General features: G+C 68.0%; 21 protein-coding genes. 13 read left to right on the plus strand and 8 right to left on the minus strand.

Annotation, left to right across the window (positions count from 1 at the left end; translation table 11 throughout):
- Positions 1–560: 560 nt before the first annotated feature.
- From RJ1_RS00090 to RJ1_RS00115, 5 genes are all read right to left on the minus strand, one after another.
- Positions 561–1,352, minus strand: a complete 792-nt coding sequence (locus RJ1_RS00090; protein ID WP_073357881.1) for a DUF2510 domain-containing protein — start codon at positions 1,350–1,352, stop codon at positions 561–563.
- 114 nt (positions 1,353–1,466) lie between these two features.
- Positions 1,467–2,108, minus strand: a complete 642-nt coding sequence (locus RJ1_RS00095) for a DUF2510 domain-containing protein (RefSeq protein WP_240319563.1) — start codon at positions 2,106–2,108, stop codon at positions 1,467–1,469.
- Between the two features lie 233 nt (positions 2,109–2,341).
- Positions 2,342–2,872, minus strand: a complete 531-nt coding sequence (locus RJ1_RS00100) for a pyridoxamine 5'-phosphate oxidase family protein (RefSeq protein ID WP_073357883.1) — start codon at positions 2,870–2,872, stop codon at positions 2,342–2,344.
- 862 nt (positions 2,873–3,734) lie between these two features.
- On the minus strand, positions 3,735–4,778 hold the full coding sequence (locus RJ1_RS00110; RefSeq protein ID WP_073357885.1) for a YncE family protein: 1,044 nt from the start codon (positions 4,776–4,778) through the stop codon (positions 3,735–3,737).
- A gap of 25 nt (positions 4,779–4,803) precedes the next feature.
- Positions 4,804–5,739 (minus strand): DUF1259 domain-containing protein, encoded by a 936-nt coding sequence (locus RJ1_RS00115; RefSeq protein WP_083400326.1) that lies wholly within the window; start codon positions 5,737–5,739, stop codon positions 4,804–4,806.
- Between the two features lie 200 nt (positions 5,740–5,939).
- Here RJ1_RS00115 and RJ1_RS00120 point away from each other — a divergent pair, with 200 nt between their 5' ends.
- The 7 genes from RJ1_RS00120 to RJ1_RS00150 all read left to right on the plus strand — a co-directional run bounded on the left by RJ1_RS00120 (position 5,940) and on the right by RJ1_RS00150 (position 10,681).
- Positions 5,940–6,461, plus strand: a complete 522-nt coding sequence (locus RJ1_RS00120) for a Chromate resistance protein ChrB (protein ID WP_073357887.1) — start codon at positions 5,940–5,942, stop codon at positions 6,459–6,461.
- Positions 6,462–6,893 carry a chromate resistance protein ChrB domain-containing protein gene (locus RJ1_RS00125; protein ID WP_073357888.1) on the plus strand — a complete coding sequence of 144 codons (432 nt, stop codon included), beginning with the start codon at positions 6,462–6,464 and terminating at the stop codon, positions 6,891–6,893.
- Positions 6,894–6,951: 58 nt separating this feature from the next.
- Positions 6,952–8,355: a chromate efflux transporter gene (chrA, locus tag RJ1_RS00130; RefSeq protein WP_073358094.1), complete on the plus strand. Its 1,404-nt coding sequence runs from the start codon at positions 6,952–6,954 to the stop codon at positions 8,353–8,355.
- Between the two features lie 45 nt (positions 8,356–8,400).
- The gene (locus RJ1_RS00135) at positions 8,401–8,613 is read left to right on the plus strand and encodes a hypothetical protein (RefSeq protein ID WP_073357889.1); all 213 of its coding nucleotides are present in this window, start codon (positions 8,401–8,403) and stop codon (positions 8,611–8,613) included.
- Positions 8,614–8,735: 122 nt separating this feature from the next.
- Complete coding sequence (locus RJ1_RS00140; RefSeq protein ID WP_073357890.1) at positions 8,736–9,464, plus strand: DUF305 domain-containing protein; 729 nt, start codon at positions 8,736–8,738, stop codon at positions 9,462–9,464.
- A gap of 71 nt (positions 9,465–9,535) precedes the next feature.
- Positions 9,536–10,075 (plus strand): hypothetical protein, encoded by a 540-nt coding sequence (locus RJ1_RS00145; RefSeq protein WP_143048782.1) that lies wholly within the window; start codon positions 9,536–9,538, stop codon positions 10,073–10,075.
- A 42-nt stretch (positions 10,076–10,117) separates the two neighbouring features.
- Positions 10,118–10,681, plus strand: a complete 564-nt coding sequence (locus RJ1_RS00150; protein WP_073357892.1) for a copper resistance CopC family protein — start codon at positions 10,118–10,120, stop codon at positions 10,679–10,681.
- A gap of 84 nt (positions 10,682–10,765) precedes the next feature.
- Here the strand turns inward: RJ1_RS00150 and RJ1_RS00155 are convergent, their stop codons facing one another.
- Together RJ1_RS00155 and RJ1_RS00160 are read right to left on the minus strand one after the other, a co-directional pair.
- Complete coding sequence (locus RJ1_RS00155) at positions 10,766–11,122, minus strand: ArsR/SmtB family transcription factor (protein WP_378381764.1); 357 nt, start codon at positions 11,120–11,122, stop codon at positions 10,766–10,768.
- Positions 11,123–11,135: 13 nt separating this feature from the next.
- Positions 11,136–12,380 carry an MFS transporter gene (locus RJ1_RS00160; RefSeq protein ID WP_073358095.1) on the minus strand — a complete coding sequence of 415 codons (1,245 nt, stop codon included), beginning with the start codon at positions 12,378–12,380 and terminating at the stop codon, positions 11,136–11,138.
- A 148-nt stretch (positions 12,381–12,528) separates the two neighbouring features.
- Here RJ1_RS00160 and RJ1_RS00165 point away from each other — a divergent pair, with 148 nt between their 5' ends.
- The 6 genes from RJ1_RS00165 to RJ1_RS46610 all read left to right on the plus strand — a co-directional run bounded on the left by RJ1_RS00165 (position 12,529) and on the right by RJ1_RS46610 (position 15,816).
- Entirely contained in the window at positions 12,529–12,789 is a 261-nt protein-coding gene (locus RJ1_RS00165) for a hypothetical protein (protein WP_073357894.1), read from the plus strand.
- Positions 12,790–12,808: 19 nt separating this feature from the next.
- Entirely contained in the window at positions 12,809–13,471 is a 663-nt protein-coding gene (locus tag RJ1_RS00170; protein ID WP_073357895.1) for a class I SAM-dependent methyltransferase, read from the plus strand.
- A 100-nt stretch (positions 13,472–13,571) separates the two neighbouring features.
- Positions 13,572–13,991 carry a hypothetical protein gene (locus tag RJ1_RS00175; RefSeq protein WP_073357896.1) on the plus strand — a complete coding sequence of 140 codons (420 nt, stop codon included), beginning with the start codon at positions 13,572–13,574 and terminating at the stop codon, positions 13,989–13,991.
- 129 nt (positions 13,992–14,120) lie between these two features.
- Complete coding sequence (locus RJ1_RS00180) at positions 14,121–15,095, plus strand: metal ABC transporter solute-binding protein, Zn/Mn family (RefSeq protein WP_073357897.1); 975 nt, start codon at positions 14,121–14,123, stop codon at positions 15,093–15,095.
- 169 nt (positions 15,096–15,264) lie between these two features.
- Entirely contained in the window at positions 15,265–15,501 is a 237-nt protein-coding gene (locus RJ1_RS00185) for a DUF8691 family protein (protein ID WP_073357898.1), read from the plus strand.
- A 141-nt stretch (positions 15,502–15,642) separates the two neighbouring features.
- Positions 15,643–15,816 (plus strand): hypothetical protein, encoded by a 174-nt coding sequence (locus RJ1_RS46610; protein ID WP_162850242.1) that lies wholly within the window; start codon positions 15,643–15,645, stop codon positions 15,814–15,816.
- Between the two features lie 3 nt (positions 15,817–15,819).
- Here the strand turns inward: RJ1_RS46610 and RJ1_RS49195 are convergent, their stop codons facing one another.
- Positions 15,820–15,978, minus strand: a complete 159-nt coding sequence (locus tag RJ1_RS49195) for a hypothetical protein (protein ID WP_162850243.1) — start codon at positions 15,976–15,978, stop codon at positions 15,820–15,822.
- Between the last annotated feature and the right edge of the window lie 4 nt (positions 15,979–15,982).

Below are 15,982 nucleotides of genomic sequence, written 5' to 3' on the forward strand. Positions count from 1 at the left end.
GGCAAGGGTACGGGCCGCCGATACCCGGCCGGCGGGGTGACGGCGATTCGTCCGACCGGCGACCGATCCGGCAGAATGGGGTTTTGACCTGCAGAGACGGCAGGTCCCCTAACGGAAGGACTGGGCCGGTGCCGGAGTGTGCGCAGGTTCATTCGGGGCCGCAGCCCGAGGCATCGGGCGATTTCAGCTGGTCATGACGTAGCCCGCAGCTTTTCGAGCTACCCCACGATTTTGCTCATAACTGATGGATTCCACGAATTACGTGTGGAATCCGCGAGTTGCTCGCGGATTCCGATACTCGTCGCGGTTGGGAGCAGCGACCCGCACGTTTCTGCACCGTTTGACGTCCGACAAGAACGCCCCACGGAGGAATTCGAGGCCGAGACCGACCGCCACCCGGTGTTCGAGGTCGCTCCGCACGGTACACCCGAGTGTTGAGCCGAACTTCTCCCTGAAAGTGGGAGGCCAGTCCGCGCGAAGCATGACGCGCAGGAACGCCCCCACCCAGGTTGCGGGTGGGGGCGTTCCTGTCGCAGGCAGCGGGAGGGCTCCTGTCGCGTCTAACCGGTGACGTTGATGATGTTGACCTTGAATTCCGGAACGGTGTTGCTGCCACCGATCTTGGTGTCGTAGGTGTACGAACCCGACACCTCGACGTGCATGGTCACAAAGTCGTCCTCGACGATGTTCGCGATAATGCTCGGGTCTTGCGTAGTGATCAGGGTGGTTTGGTCGTAGTTGTACGACGCGCCCATGGGCTCCGCGGCGGTCCGCGCAAGGAACTGCTTGTTGCCGGTCGCGGCGTCGGCCTGCATCACGATGCCGTACACGGTGATCTTCCGGCCAACAAAGCTGTCGGGGTTCTTGGTGAGGAGTGCGAAATCGCGCTCGCCGAGAGTTTCGTAGGTGTTCGGGTCAAGCCGCGCCGCCTCTGCCTGACGCCTCTTCTCCGCCTCTGCAGCGGCCGCGGCTGCGGCTGCGGCCGTACGGGATGACGAGGCGGCCTGCGACGCAGACACCTCGGCCGCGGACTTCGTGGTTGTCACCGCGGCAGCCGGTGCCTCCGTGGTGGTCACCTCGGCCGCGCTTGCCGTGTCGTCTTCCGAGTCGCCGCCGAAAATGCCGAACGCGACGAAGGCGAGGACGATCACGCCGATCACGCCTGCGGCAATCGTGTTGCCGCGCTTACGCGCCGCGGGGTCGACAGTTGGGGTCGTCGGCCCACCGCCCGGGGCTGGGCGGTTTGGAATCGCCTTCGTAGCAGATGTCCACTGCTTGCCATCCCACCAGCGAAGCTGAGGTCGACCCTCCGGGTCGGGATGCCAGCCTGCTGAGGGTGTCGGTGTCGTCACGTCCGCATCAAACCAGACGAACTGGCCGTGCGGTATAGGTCATTTGAATGGATCGGCGGGTACCGCAAAGCGGCCTGAAACCTTTGCGGCGCGCGAGAGTTCATCGCGCATACGTCACTTCGTGAGTTCGATCATCGCTACTTGAAACTGCGGGACAGTGATCTCCTCATCCTCCGTTGACGTGTAGGTCATTTGTCCATCGACCACAACATGCATGGTCACCTCGTCGCCCTCGATGAAAGGCGCCAACAAAGACGCTTTGCCGACCATGAACGCCCGTTCGTTGTTCATCAGCCCGGTCGGCGAGGTACCGACTTCTGCAAGGAAATGGTCACCGCCGGTGGCGGTGTCGAACTGCCACACAGTTCCATGAAGGACCACTCTGCGTCCGACATGGTCCCATGGGTTCTTCAAGATGATGGCGAAGTCGCGTTCGTTGATCTCCTCGTAAGAGGAGGGTTTGAACAGAGTCGGGTCATTTGAGGAATCTAGAGTGGGGTAGTTGGCGGCCAGCTTCGAAGAGGAGTCGGATGAATCGAAGAATCCGGTTCCCACGAGTGCTGCGACCACAAGAATCAGTGCCACTCCCGCGTACCAGAGCCACGTGTACTTCCTTTTGGGTGCCTGCGGAACCGCGTGCTGTGCGGCGAGCGAGCTCGGATGCGTGTTCGCTGTCCATTTCGCGCCGTCCCAGTACCTGACGATCACAGGATTCTGAGGATCCGGGTACCAGCCAGGCGGTGTCGGTGTCGTCACCTGCGCATCAAACCAGACGAACTGGACAGGCGGTATAGGTCGTTTAAACGTATCGTTGAGTGCGAGACACTAACGTCCGCTTGGACGTGTTACTCGAGCATGTTTGGTGGATTTGAGGAGCTCGAATTCGCCAGTTCTCCCAACCCGGATCGGTACCGATCGCGCTCCAGAATCGGCCCTTGCTGAGGCACCAAGCTGTGTGACACCGATAGCTGCCCGGTGCCAATTGGGGATCAGGACCGGGACTCCGCAGCGAGCTTTGCGGTGTCGGCGGCGTAAACGGTGATCCAGTGTGGATGCAGCCGGTAGTAGACCACCTCGTTGTCCCAGTCGAAGAAGTCTTCGCCGTAAAAGGTTCTGAAGTAGGCGAGCAGATCTGGCCAGTCTGCGGCCGGCTCGCCGTCCCGGGGGTTGAGGATCTCCACCGTGCCGTGCGTGAACACGCCCAGGTCCTCACCGCGCATGTGCGCGGCGCTGACGGCGGGCCGGGCGGTGAGGTGGCGGTCCTTGGCGGCGCCGCGTGCCGTGCCGAAGTGCCACTTTCCGTGCAGGAAATGCCCGTCCACACCGCTGATCCGCGGTTCACCTTTGGCTGTGACGGTGGACAGGGCGAGGGTGCACATGCCGGTGATGACCTGGGTGAGCTGCTCCGCGGTCAGTGTGCTCTCGGTGTTGATGATCGAACGCAGGTGTGAGGTGGAGCCCGACAGGGAGGTGTCGAGGAGGGCCTGGAGTTCTGTGAGCTCTTCTGGTGTTTCGCGCATGGAGGTCCTTGTCTGGGTTAGGCCGATCCGGGGTCCGGTCCACGTACACGATCGGCGCCGAACGATGGAACCATGCTCGCACCAAGACCCTGACATCCTGTGTCAGGTATTTTCATCCGTCTTGAGGGGCGTCAGAACTCATCCGGGGTCAGCTGGCCGACGGTTCGAATACTTCCAGTGCGGCTCACGATCCTCGCCGGTCAACAATCGTCATCCGGTGATTTGATAGGCGTTCCGCTGACAGCGAGCGCTGCGACACTATGGCCATGATGTCTGATCTTGCGGTCAATCTGTTGGACACGTTCCCCGGCCGCATGTTGATCGATTGGTGGGGTGAGTGGCGCGCATTGCACCCGGAGTTCTTCTCCGCTGGTCAGTACGCCGACTCGATCGACACCGAGGATTACTCGGGCCGCGTGGCGATGGTCCTTCACATGTATCTGTACGGCGGCGACTTCAAGGCCGTCATCGACCTCGACACCTCCGACCTCGAAGTCGTGGAGATGAGTGAGGCCGTCGCGGCCGCACTGTGCTCACCGAGCCGCGAAACTCTGCTCTCCCCACAAAGTCATCACGGCAACCTCACCGAGTTCCGCACACTCGGCGTCGCTAACCGCCACCGACCCAGCGCTTTACCGGACGGCGCCATACAAAACTGTTCATTCGAGGTCACCCTCGATCTACTCGTCGTCGACTCGTGTCAACCGGTCGCCGGTCTCAGCAGTGGCGTGGGACCTGCAAGAATCCGGCGACTTCTTCCGCCAGGAGTGCACACCGCTCAGCCTGCTCGCCCACGACGGCCGCGCGGATCTTCTCCGGTCGGTACGGCGGGTCTCCCACAGTGCCTGTCGGTGGGTGGGTGTCAGGGGCTCGGTGTCTGTTCGAGGAGAGCGGGGTGCCCGCCTTCTCCGGCGGGTATCGGGTAGTAGGTGTGGTGTGTGTTCGGGTCGAGCACCACGACGTGTGCGCCGTCGGCGAGGTGTCCGGCTCCGAGTTCGGTGAGGTGTCCGCCCTGGTGGTCGAGGACTGTGACGGTGCCGCTTTCGGAGGCGACGTAAAGGCGTTGCGCGCCTTGATCGTAGGCGAGGACATCGGGGTGTTTGCCGACGCCGGTGGTGCCAGTAACCTGCCAACTGTCGAGGTCGACGGTGAGCAGGGTGGCGTTGTCCTCGCAGGCGACGAACGCGAGCCGCGCCGGTGGGTCGAGGGCGAGGCCGTGGCCGCCTCGGCAGCCGGGCAACGGGAGCCGGCGGGTGACGGTCAGAGTCTGTGGGTCGATGGCGGCGAGATCGCCCTTCCCTTGCACGGCGACCAGCATCTGGTCGGCGATCGGGTCGTAGGCGACGTTGCCGACGTCGCCGCCGAGGTTCACGGTGCCGCGTACCTGGGCGGTGACGGCGTCGATGACCGTTTCGGTGCCGCCGGATTCGTTGGTGGTCCACACCGTCCCGCGTTTCGGGTCGTAGGCGATCCCGTCCGGATAGTCACCGGTGGGGGCCTGCCCGAGCACGGCGGCGGTGTCTTCGTCGAGAATGACCAGGCGGTTGTCGCCGGTGGCGGTGACGTAGACCCGGCGCAGCTCGGGGACGACGAGGACGCCGTGCGCCTGGGACAGGTTCGGGATCGTCCGGACGACCTGCTGGGTGTGGGTGTCGACTTCGATGACCTCGTCGGCGCCGAGGTGTGCAATGAACAGCAGTCCCCGATCGGGGTCGAGACTTGCGTAGTCGAAGCGTGAATTGTCGCCGGGGAGGGCGATTTCCGCGACCGGGTGCAGCGGCAGCGGGCTACTGTCCGGCGACGATGGCGCGGAGGAACAGGCGCCGACGAGGATCGATGCCATGACGAGTGCGGGCAGCAGCCGGGCTGGTCTCGGGCTGTGCCGGTCGCCGGTGCGGGTGTTCATCCGGCTCCTGTCTGCTTCTGGATGGTCAGGTTCCGGGCGTGACGTGGGTGGCCGAGATCGCCTCGCGCATCGTGGTGGCCAGGGGGACGCTGTCGCCGACGGACCAGAAGTGCAGGTAGAACAGGCGGGGCTGTTCGTCGAGGGTGTGGTTGTGGACCTCGACGACGTCGATGCCGCCGCTGCGCAGGGCGTCGATCACGTCTTGGATCTCGTTGCCGGTCATGACGATGTCGCCGTTGATCGCGGCCCGGCCGCCGCCGAGGGGTTGGAAGTTGACGCCGGTGGTGACCCCGAAGGTGGGCGGTAGCACATGCCCGTTTTCCTCGATGGGGTCCTGGCGGGCGATGGTGAATTTGTAGATGCCGCCGTCCGCGGTGCCGTGGCGGCCGAGGGCGGTGTCGATGGCGGCGGTGTCCAGGTCGATCGGTGGTTGCTGGGCCGGGGGCGCCGCCGGCGGGGCGATGGCGGTGGCGTCGAGTGCGGCCCGGATCCCCTGGGCGAGGCCGGCCGGGTCGCCCATCGCCATCACGTGGGTCCACCACACCGGTGGGGTCTGTTCGAGCAGGTGTTTGTGGATCGCGGTTTGGGCGATGCCGTGGGCCTGGAGCGCGTCGGTGACCTTGGGTAGTTCGTCCTCGGTGACGACGAGGTCGCCCATCACCAGGGTGTCGTCGTCGTAGCGGGCGAAGGCGGCGTAGCCACCGAGGGACAGGCCCGGCTTGATGGGAACGCCGCGGGAGATCACGTTCAGATCCGTGCGCGGCAGTGAGACCCGGTAGACGGTGCCGTCGTCGCCGAGCTTGCCGGTGCGGCCGAGGGCATCGGTGACCGGGGCCCAGTCCGCGTCGGTGGTCTGAGCCGGCGCCTGCCCGGATCCTTGCTGCGCCGAGGTCGGGCCGCTGGTCGTGGAGGTGCTGGTGTTCCCGCAGCCGGCCACCGCGAGGACCAGTGTCGTGGCCATGAGCAGGGACCGAAATGGTGTGACCTGCCGATTGTGATGCATCCGTGCACCTCTTCGTCGTCTCGACGGCCTCCCCAACGACGGCCTCCTTCACGGTAACCACGGTTACAGTACGGTGTCCAGGGTCGATGCCCCGGGCAATCGGCGGCAGGTGCGATTGCCGGTGGACATCCAATTGAAACCGTGGTTACATCACCGGTGTGGAACCAGAACCGACGGATCAGCGTCCCGACGAGTGGGTGATGCTGGTGTATCGCATCCCCCGCGAGCCCTCGACGCCGCGGATCGCGGTGTGGCGCAAGCTCCGCAAATACGGTGTCTTCCAGCTCGCGGACGGTGTCGTGGTGCTGCCCGCCTCCGCCCGCACCCGCGAGCAGTTCGACTGGGTCGCCGAGGAAGTCGTCGAGGCGGGCGGGCAGGCGGAGGTGTGGACCGCCGCCCCCACCACCCAGGAACAGCGGGACCGGATGCGGACGAAACTGTCAGAGGATCGGGGCACCGAGTACGACGAGCTCACCGACGCCGCCGAGGCCGCCCGATCCCTGCCCGATCCCGCCGGACGAGCCAAGAAGCTCACCCAACTGCGCCGCCGCCTGCGGGAGATCGACAAGCGCACCTTCTTCCCCACCGCACAGCGTGACAGCGCGGAGGCGGCGCTCCGCGAGTTAGCCGCCGGCCGGCCCGACGCGGCGCCGGAGCGAGCGCGAACGGAGGCACGATAAATGAAATGGGCCACCCGAGCCGGCATCCACATCGACCGCGCCGCCTGCGCCTGGTTGATCCGCCGCAACATCGACCCGGACGCGCAGTTCTTGTGGGTCACCGACCCCGCCGACGTCCCTGGCGATACGACCGCGTTCGACATGCGCGGGGTCGAACTCTCGCACCATCACGGGGATTGCAGCTTCGAGACGATCCTGCGCCGCTACGAGATCACCGACCCGGTGTTGTGGGTGATCGCCGAGATCGTGCACGAGGCCGACATCGACGACGCGAAGTTTGACGCCCCGGAGGCACCGGGTCTGGATTCGGTGCTGCGTGGGCTGTCCCTGACCTGTACCGACGATGACACTCTCGCCGTGGCGACCCGGATCTTCGACGGGTTGTACGAGTTTCATCGCCAACGTGTCCTGTCCGGCCGCGAGCCGTCCTGACCCCGGGTGCGGCCCGCTCATGCTGCCGCACTGTGACTTTCATGTTTCGGAGACCGACGTGAGCAGTAACGAACCTTCCACCCGCGCCACACCGACCAGCCGGTCCCGGCGCCGCGATCTGATCCCGCTCCGCGAGGCGACCTGGGCGTGGTTCCTGATCTCCCTGCAGACCTTCGGCGGGCCGGCCGGGCAGATCGCGGTCATGCAGCGCACTCTCGTCGACGAGAAACGCTGGATCGGGCAGAAACGGTTCCTGCACGCCCTGAACTACTGCATGTTGCTGCCCGGGCCGGAGGCTCAGCAGCTCGCCATCTACACCGGCTGGCTGCTCAACGGCACCCTCGGCGGACTTATCGCGGGTGTGCTGTTCGTGCTGCCGGGCATGCTCGCGATGCTCGGCCTGGCGGCGATCTACGTCGCCTTCGGCGCCACCACCATCGTGCTAGCCATCTTCGCCGGCATCGCCCCCGCCGTGCTGGCCGTGGTGGTCCAGGCCGTCACCCGGGTGTCCAAGCGCGCCCTCACCCGCCCCGCGCACGTGGTGATCGCGGTCTGCGCCTTCCTTGCCCTGGCCCTGTTCGCGGTCCCGTTCCCGATCGTCATCCTCGTGGCCGGGTTCGCCGGCTGGCTGATCGGCCGCCGCGGCGTCGTCGAAACCAGCAAAAAAAAGGCCCCGGAAGACGGCGAGGAGGCGCCGCCGCTGATCGCCGACGATGCCCTGCATGCCGACGCCCCCAGTCTGCGACGCGCGGTGCTCGTCCTCGGTGTCGGCGTGGTCGCCTGGGCGATCCCGATGGTCGCCGTGGTGGTGTTCACCGGCCGGCACAGCGTGTTCACCGAGCAGGGCCTGTTCTTCTCCGGCACTGCACTGGTCACCTTCGGCGGCGCCTACGCCGTCCTCGCCTATGTGGCGCAGAAGGCGGTGGAAACCTACGGCTGGCTCACCCCAGGTGAGATGGTCCGCGGCCTCGGCCTGGCCGAGACCACCCCGGGTCCGCTGATCATGGTGGTGCAGTTCGTCGCGTTCCTCGGCGCCTACCGCAACCCGGGTGATCTCGACCCGTGGGTCGCCGCCACCCTCGGCGCGCTGTTGACCACGTGGGTGACGTTCGTGCCGTGCTTCGTGTTCATCTTCCTCGGCGCCCCCTACGTCGAGCGGCTCCGCAACAACCAACATCTGACGTCCGCATTGAATGGCATCACCGCGGCCGTCGTCGGCGTCATCGCGAACCTGGCCCTGTATTTCGCGCTCCACACCCTGTTCGCGGACGCCGCGCTTCTGCATTGGGGTCCGCTACATCTACTGGTCCCGGACATCACCTCGTTCCGGCCCCTCGCGCTCGTGATCGGGGTGCTGGCCGGGGTGATGATCTACCGGCTGCGTTGGTCGGTGCTGCGCACTCTCGGGGTGTGCGCGCTGCTTGGGCTCGCCGCCGGCCTGGCCGGGCTCCCTGTTACCTGACCACATCCACCGCGCATCCACATCGATGAGAATGGAGGAACTTCGATGACCCCTACCGCCGCCGGCCTTGCACTGGTAGCCGCCGAACACAGTGAGGAGGGCCAACTCCCGGTCTGGCTCACCCTCGCCGTCATCGCCCTGATCCTGCTCGGCGGGTACGCCGCCACCCGCACCGTCGGATCGGACCGGCGGGGCAGTGCCCGAGCGCCGCGACCGGAGTCACTCGGCCACCCCCTCGATCGCATCGACCCGGTCTGACGACCGAACACCGTCGGCCGAGGACCGCACCCCGGTGGTCATCGCCGTGGTCGTGGTCGGCGGTTACGCTGCAGGACGCCGCGCACACCCCGATCGCCCGGAGACAGGACACGTACACCCGCATGACCGGCGAGATCCGTTCGGACACATTCCCTGACACCGCCAGCACCGGCGCGAGGAACCGCCCGCCGCGCCGCCGCAGCGCCCTGCTGGTGGTCGGGGCGGCGGCCGCGCTGATCGCCGGCGGCATCGCGGGGGTCATGGTCCCTTCGCCGACTCCGGCCGCGACACCGGTGGCGGCCCCGGCCGCGGACTCGGTCGAGACCGGGTTCCTGCAGGACATGATCGTCCACCACGAGCAGGCCGTGCGGATGGCCGGTGTGGCCACCCGATCGTCCGCGGACCCGGCGATCCGGAGCTTCGCCTACGACATCCTCACCGGCCAGGGCGCCCAGATCGGTCGGATGCAGGCCTGGCTCGACCTCTGGGACCGCTCCCGCACGCCCACCCGCGACTACATGGCCTGGATGACGGCCGGCGGCGGACACCACGACACGACCGCCATGGCCGATGGTCACGGCGGGTCGACCGGCATGCCCGGGATGGCCACCGAACAAGAGTTGACGGCGCTGGACGCGGCATCCGGGCCGGAGCTGGACGTGATGTTCGTGCGGCTGATGCTGCGCCATCACCAGGGCGGCGCCGACATGCTCGCCTACGCCGCCGACCGCGCCGGGTCACCGCTGGTGGCCCAGTTCGCCGAATCGATGCTGCTGCTGCAGGACCACGAGTCGCAGGTGATGCGGGCCCTGCTGGCCGAGCGCGGCGCCGCCCCGCTGCCGTTCCCCTGACCACCGCTCCGCCCCAGGCCACGGTCCACACCACTGCCGGCCGGCAGGTGCGGTGTCTCTATCCTGACCTGGTGACGAACTCGGCGCAGGCCTGCGCGGTGCGAGTGCGCGGCGCCGGCGTCGGAGCGGCGACGGCGGCGACCGCGGTCCTCGCGCACGGCTGCGCGGGCGGGCACTGGCCCAACTCCGCGGAGTGGGTGCTGCTGCTCGGCGTGTGCGCCGGGCTGGGGATGCTGGCCGGGTCGGCGAAGGTGTTCTCCCGCCGCACCGCTCTGCTGGCGATGCTGGCCGGCGGGCAGCTGGCCTGCCATGTCGTGTTGTCCCTGTCCACCCTCGAACATCACCACGGCATGGCCGCGGCCCCGATGCTGGCGCTGCACACCACCGCGATCGGCGTGTGCGGGGCGCTCATCCCGGCCGCCGAACACGCGGTCCGCCGCGCCGTGGCCTGGGCGGTGCGGGCGGCGGCGATCCTGGTGCGCCGCCCCGCCCCGATCTCGCCACCGGGTGAACGGGTGCCGATCGTGTGGCTGGCCGCGTGGTCGGCGATGTCGGTGGAGGAGGGCTCACTGTCCCGGCGCGGGCCGCCGTGGTCGTGGCCGCACCGGTAGACCTCCGACCACGCTCGACACACCCGAAAGACGATCCCACTCATGACATCCTGGCTCTCCCGCGCCGCCCTGACGGCGGCCGCGGCCCTGACCTGCGCGGCGCTGACCGCGGCACCGGCGATGGCGCACGCAGCGCTGTCGGGCAGCAATCCGGCCGACGGCGCCCAGATCGACACCGCCCCCGACCAGGTCACCCTGACCTTCAACGAGAACATCCAACCGAGTTTCGTCACCCTGAAGGTGGTCGGCGCCGACGGCACCCAGTGGGGAAAGTCCGAGCCGGTCGTCACCGGCCGCGACGTGTCCGTCGACCTCGACGGCCTCGGCGACGCCGGCCAGTACACCGTGGCGTTCCGGGTCGTCTCCGACGACGGCCACCCGATCGAAGGCACGTATAACTTCCAGCTCACCCAGGCCAGCACCGGCGCCGCGACCACGCCCGGCGCGAGCGGCGGGTCCACGCCCACCGAGACCGCCCCAGCCGCAGGGCCGGCCGCCGAAGACTCCGGCGGCTTCCCCGCCTGGGTGCTGATCGCCATCGCAGTGGTGGTCGTCGGCGGTGGTGTGGCGTTCTTCCTCCGCCCGCAGGGCAAGACCCGCCGCTGAACCGACGATGACGCGCCCACCCGGAGGCAAACGTCTCGGGTGGGCGCATCGAGGGGAGCCCCGGCATCGGCCGGGGCGGTGGACTTATTCGTGTGGGGGTTCGCCGGTGACGACGTGGTCGGCGTGGTTGATGCCCTCGAGGATCAGCCGGGTCAGGTGGCCGTCGTGGATGCGGTAGATCACCCGCCGGCCTTCCTTGCGGGTGTCGACCAAACCGGTGAACCGCAGCTTCGCCAGGTGCTGGCTGACCGCGGTGCGGGTGGCGCCGGTCTGCTCGATCAGGGCGGTCACGTCGGCCTCGCCGCGGGTGAGGAGCCACAGGATGTGCAGCCGGGTGGTGTCGGCGAGCATCCGGAAGGTTTCGGTGGCGGTGTCGAGGCGCTGCTGATCGGGGGCGACCGGGTGGCTCAGGCTCGCCGCCGCGACGCTCACCTCGCTCATCGGCTCCATCGCATTACCGCCTTCCTGCCGCCGCCATCTCGGTGATCGGCTCGGCCTGTGCCGGCCAGACGCGTGTGGCGAGTAGTCCTGCGAGTGTAGCGAGGACGGTCAACGCGGCGGCCGCGGTGACCTGCCCGACCTGCGCGCCCACCCACCCGGCGAGCGGGTAGGTGAGGATGAAGCAGGCGTGTGAGAGCGAGAACTGGGCGGTGAACACCGCACTCCGGTTCTGCTCGTCGGATTCGTAGCGCAGCAGCCGCGCGGACGGGGTGTTGATCATCGACGTCCCGGCGCCGAGGACGATCCAGATCCCGGCCAACAGTGGCCAACCCAGCGTCGGGGCGGGGGCGGTGAGCAGCATCAGTGCGGCGGCGGCCAGTCCGACCGGCAGCACCGCGGACCCGGTCAGCATGAGCCGCCGGTCCGGTACCGCGGCCAGTACCCGCGGCACCGCCAGCGCGATGAGCATCGATCCGCCGCCGAAGCAGCCGAGCGCGACCGCGACCCCGGTGTTCGACCCGCCCAGCAGGTCCCGCACGTAGACGACGGTGTTGACCACCACGAGTGCGGTCGCGGCGGCGACGACCATGTTCATGGCGAGCAGTCCGCGCAAGACGGGGCGACCGAGCATCACCCGCGCGCCGAGCGTGATGCGGTGGATCAGCGGCACCGACCGGTCCGCCGGGGCGGGGCGCGGCAGCACGGTGCTCATCACCAGCAGCGCCGACCCGACGAACCCGGCGACGGTGCCGAGGAACAGGTAGTTGTAGCTGATCATCGTGAGCAGGGCGGCGGCGAGGATCGGGCTGAGCAGGGACTCGAGGTCGTAGGCCAGCCGCGAGAGCGACAGCGCCCGGGTGTAGTCCTCCTGCTTGACCAGCACCGCCGGAATCACCGACTGGAACGCCGGGGTGAACGTCGCCGACGCCGCCTGCAGCAGGAAGATCAGCACGTAGATCTGCCAGGTCTGATCCACCAGCGGCAGCAGAACTGCGATGGCTGCCCGGATCGCGTCCGCCCCGATGAGCAGCGCCTTGCGCGGCACCCGGTCGGTGACCGCGGAGATCACCGGTGCTACGCCGACGTAGGCGACCATCTTGATCGCCAACGCCGTCCCGAGCACCGCCCCGGCATCGGCGCCGGCCAGGTCGTAGGCCAGCAAGCCCAGCGCCACGGTCAGCAGACCGGTACCCACCAGGGCCACGATCTGCGCTGCGAACAACCGGCCGAACGTGCGATGACGCAACACCTCGAGCACCTTGGGGACCTCCAGACTTCTCTTCCCAATGACCGTCGTCTCGACCATAATCCTATATGTGCGCACTTGCGCAACCATGTGGGGTTTGCGGGCGGTCTCGAGGAGGAACGTTCCGGGTAAAGAACGCAGGTCAAGCGAGGAGCTGGTGATGAGTGCGGCGTCGAGTCTCGAGGTCGAGGATCTGCGGTGGGGCTGGGCCCTGGCCGGATTCGCTGTCGGTTGCGGCCTGGTGCTGGTGCTCACCCCGATCTATCTGGTGCTGGCCGCGGCCGGCCTCGGGCTCGCCGGGCTGGCCGTCTTCCATTTCGCCGGGCACCGCGTGGCCGGAGCGCGGCTGGCCTCGCTCGGGCTGGGTGTGCTGATCCCGGCCTGTGCCGTCGCGGCCGTCCAGGGCATCAACTCCCTCTGAGGCGATCGAGGAGACTGCGATGGGACTGGGGGCGCGGCTTCTGGGCGATGGGCACGGTCACGCCGACGACGCCAGCGGCGGGCTGATCCGCCGGGCGCGCCTGTGCGAAATCTGCTCCGCGGCCGCGTTTGCGGGACGGCGCCGCCGGGTCTTCGACCGACTGGCCGCACTGAGCGGCGTCGGCCCGGGGGATCGGGTCCTCGATGTGGGGTGCGGCACCGGGTTTTTCGCGACCCGCCTGGCCGCGGCTGTGCAGCCGGGCGGGCGGGTCGACGGCATCGACCCGTCCCCACCGATGATCGACTACGCCGCCGGCCGCGGCGCTGCCCACTGCGTGTTCACCGTCGCCGCCGCCGAAGCGCTCCCGTTCGAGGACGCCACCTTCGACGTGGTGACCTCCACCCTGGTCATCCACCACATCACACCCGGCAACCGGGCGACCGCGCTGGCCGAGATGGCGCGGGTGCTGCGCCCGGGCGGGCACCTGCTGGTCGCCGACTTCCGGCCCCCGGCGAACCCGGTCGCCGCCCACCTGATCAGCGCCCTCGCCGGGCATGCCATGGCGCACAACCCGATCGGCGAACTCACCGGCCTGATCGAGCGGGCCGGGCTCCGGGTCACCGGCACCGGCGATCACCGCCCCTGGCTGCACTACCTGCGTGCCGACAAACCGTCCTCGTGACCGGCCCAGGCGAATACGTTGAGCTGAACCGCACACCCTGCCCGCCTCCGGCGACGGTGTACACGCTGCGGGTATCGGGCACCGGTCTTACCGTGGGCCGATGGGAATGGGTCTGCTGATACTCGACCTGCCGCGCGCCTGGCCGCGGCACACCGCCTTGGCCACCGCGGCCGACGAGCTCCGCGACCGCGGCATCGAGGACTGGTCCGGTCTCGAACTGCGCGCCACCGCATCCACCGGCACCGACCTGATCCGCCGGTTCACCTTCACCTACTGGGCCGAGGCGACCGCCGCGCGCACCCATCACGGCGGCTACCTGGACCTGTGGGAGCGTCTCGATCCCGCCGAACGCGCCGCGCTCATGCACGTCGCCTCCGGTACCGCCGTCAGCGCGGACGTCACCACCCTGCTGGTCCGCGCGGCGGGCGAGGGTTTCCTGCCGCGTGATCGGGACGGTCACCCCCGGCTGCCGCGCAGCCTGCGCCACTTCCTGCGCGCGATGGACGACCGCCGCCGCTGACACCGCCCGCACAGGAAAGTCGGAGCGGCGGGGGCGCTGCATGGTCCGGACCGCACCCAGGCTTTAATGGTAATGGTTCCCATGTTTATTTGATTGCTGCGGCCGACCCGCAGCCCGTAAGGAGTACCCGTGCGTGCGTTCCGGTCCCCCCACCTTCCCGCTGCTGCCGTGGGCCTGTCCCTGGTCGCGGCATTGACCGCGGCGTGCGGCTCCGGCACGGACGCTGCGGCCGGCCCGGTGACCGTCGTGGCCTCCACCGATGTGTGGGGAAGCGTCGCCCAGGCCGTCGCGGGCGAGGAGATCGAGGTCACCTCGATCATCACCGAGCCCTCCGCGGACCCGCACTCGTTCGAGACCAGCCCGTCCGATGCGGCCGCCATCTCCGATGCCTCCCTCGTCGTCTACAACGGCGGCGGATACGACTCGTTCATCGACGACGTGCTGGGCAGCCAGGCCGGGGAGGGTGAGCGGCGGACCGTCAACGCCGTCGAACTGCTCGAAACCGAGGCGCACCCCGACGAGGCCGCGAACGCGGATCGACCGGCGCCCACCGACGGCGAAGCCGACGAGCACGGACACGGCGAGACCAACGAGCACGTCTGGTACGACATGCACACCGTCGACGCCGTCGCACACGCCATCGCCGGGCAACTCGGACAGCTCGACCCCGACAACGCCACCACCTACCAGGCCAACGCTGATGTCTTTTCCGGCCAACTCGGGCAGGTTACGACGATCACCGACACCATCGCGGCCACCCACCGCGACGCGCCGGTCGCGCAGACCGAACCGATCGCCCACTACCTCCTCGCCGAATCGGGCCTGGCCGACACCACCCCCGCGGGATTCCTCAGCGCCGTCGAAAACGGCAACGACCCCGCCGCCGCCGATATCGCAGCCCTCCGTGAACTTTTGGCCGACAAGCGAGTAGAGGCTCTGATGTTCAACGTCCAGACCCAGGACGAGGTGACCCAGGACGCACGGGCGACCGCCGAGGCCAACGGGATACCGGTCGTCGAGGTGACCGAAACCCTGCCCGAAGGACTCGACTTCATCGGGTGGCAGACCCGCACCGCCGAAGCGCTGGCCGCAGCCCTGCGGTAGCCGCCCGAGCGGAGATTGTTCGTCACCTCCGGCACCCCGCAGCTACCTGCGACTCACCACACGTCGGGGACGGTTCATCACTTGCGGGTGACGCGCGGCGCACGTCCTTCGGGCCACCCTCCGTATTGCAAGTCGAGTGTGCCGGATCGGCGACGCACGGAGGAGTCCGATGACCCGTTCCGGATCGAGGTGGCCTCCCAATATCAGGGATGCGTTCGTCCTTGCTGGATCGCTGTCCGAGCGGGACCTCGCAGCGTTCCCGGAACTGCGACTATCTGACGTGAACACCGGAAACACCACCGTCCTTTACGGTCAGATCGACAGCGCCACCGAACTGCGAGCCATGCTGGGCCGCTTCGATGCCCGCGGCCTGAGCATCATCGAAATGTGGCGTCTACCGGACTGACGTTCCCGCGCGTGCTGATGCCAGCAGCGCGAAGTGAAGGCCACCGGAGGTGGGTCAATCCCCGGTCGCCGCAGCTGTTCCTCGTCGGTGAGCGCGTCCCCGACGTGACGGATATCGGACATGGAGCGGATAGTGAAGGCCATGCCTGACAACCGTCGCGTCACCGGACTGGATAAGTGGACTACGGAACAGCTCGAAGAATTCCTCGAGGACCACGAGCGCGAGGCCGTGCCACATGCGGACCCGGGGAAACCGTTGCTCACCTACGACGCGGTACGCGCCGAACTCGCTCGCCGGCGATCCGCGCATCCCTGAGGCTCAGAAACCGAAGGATTGCGGTCTCCGATCAGAGAGGCCGTTCAGCGGCAGTCCCTGATCGCGAAAACCCATGTCAACCGAGCCATGACCAAGCTCCACACCCGCGGCCGTGCCCAGCTCGTTGTTCTCGCCTACGAATTCGGCCTGGTGGTCGGTCATTGTC

Origin of the sequence: Rhodococcus jostii NBRC 16295 (assembly GCF_001894825.1) — a bacterium.
Lineage (GTDB): Bacteria > Actinomycetota > Actinomycetes > Mycobacteriales > Mycobacteriaceae > Rhodococcus_F > Rhodococcus_F jostii.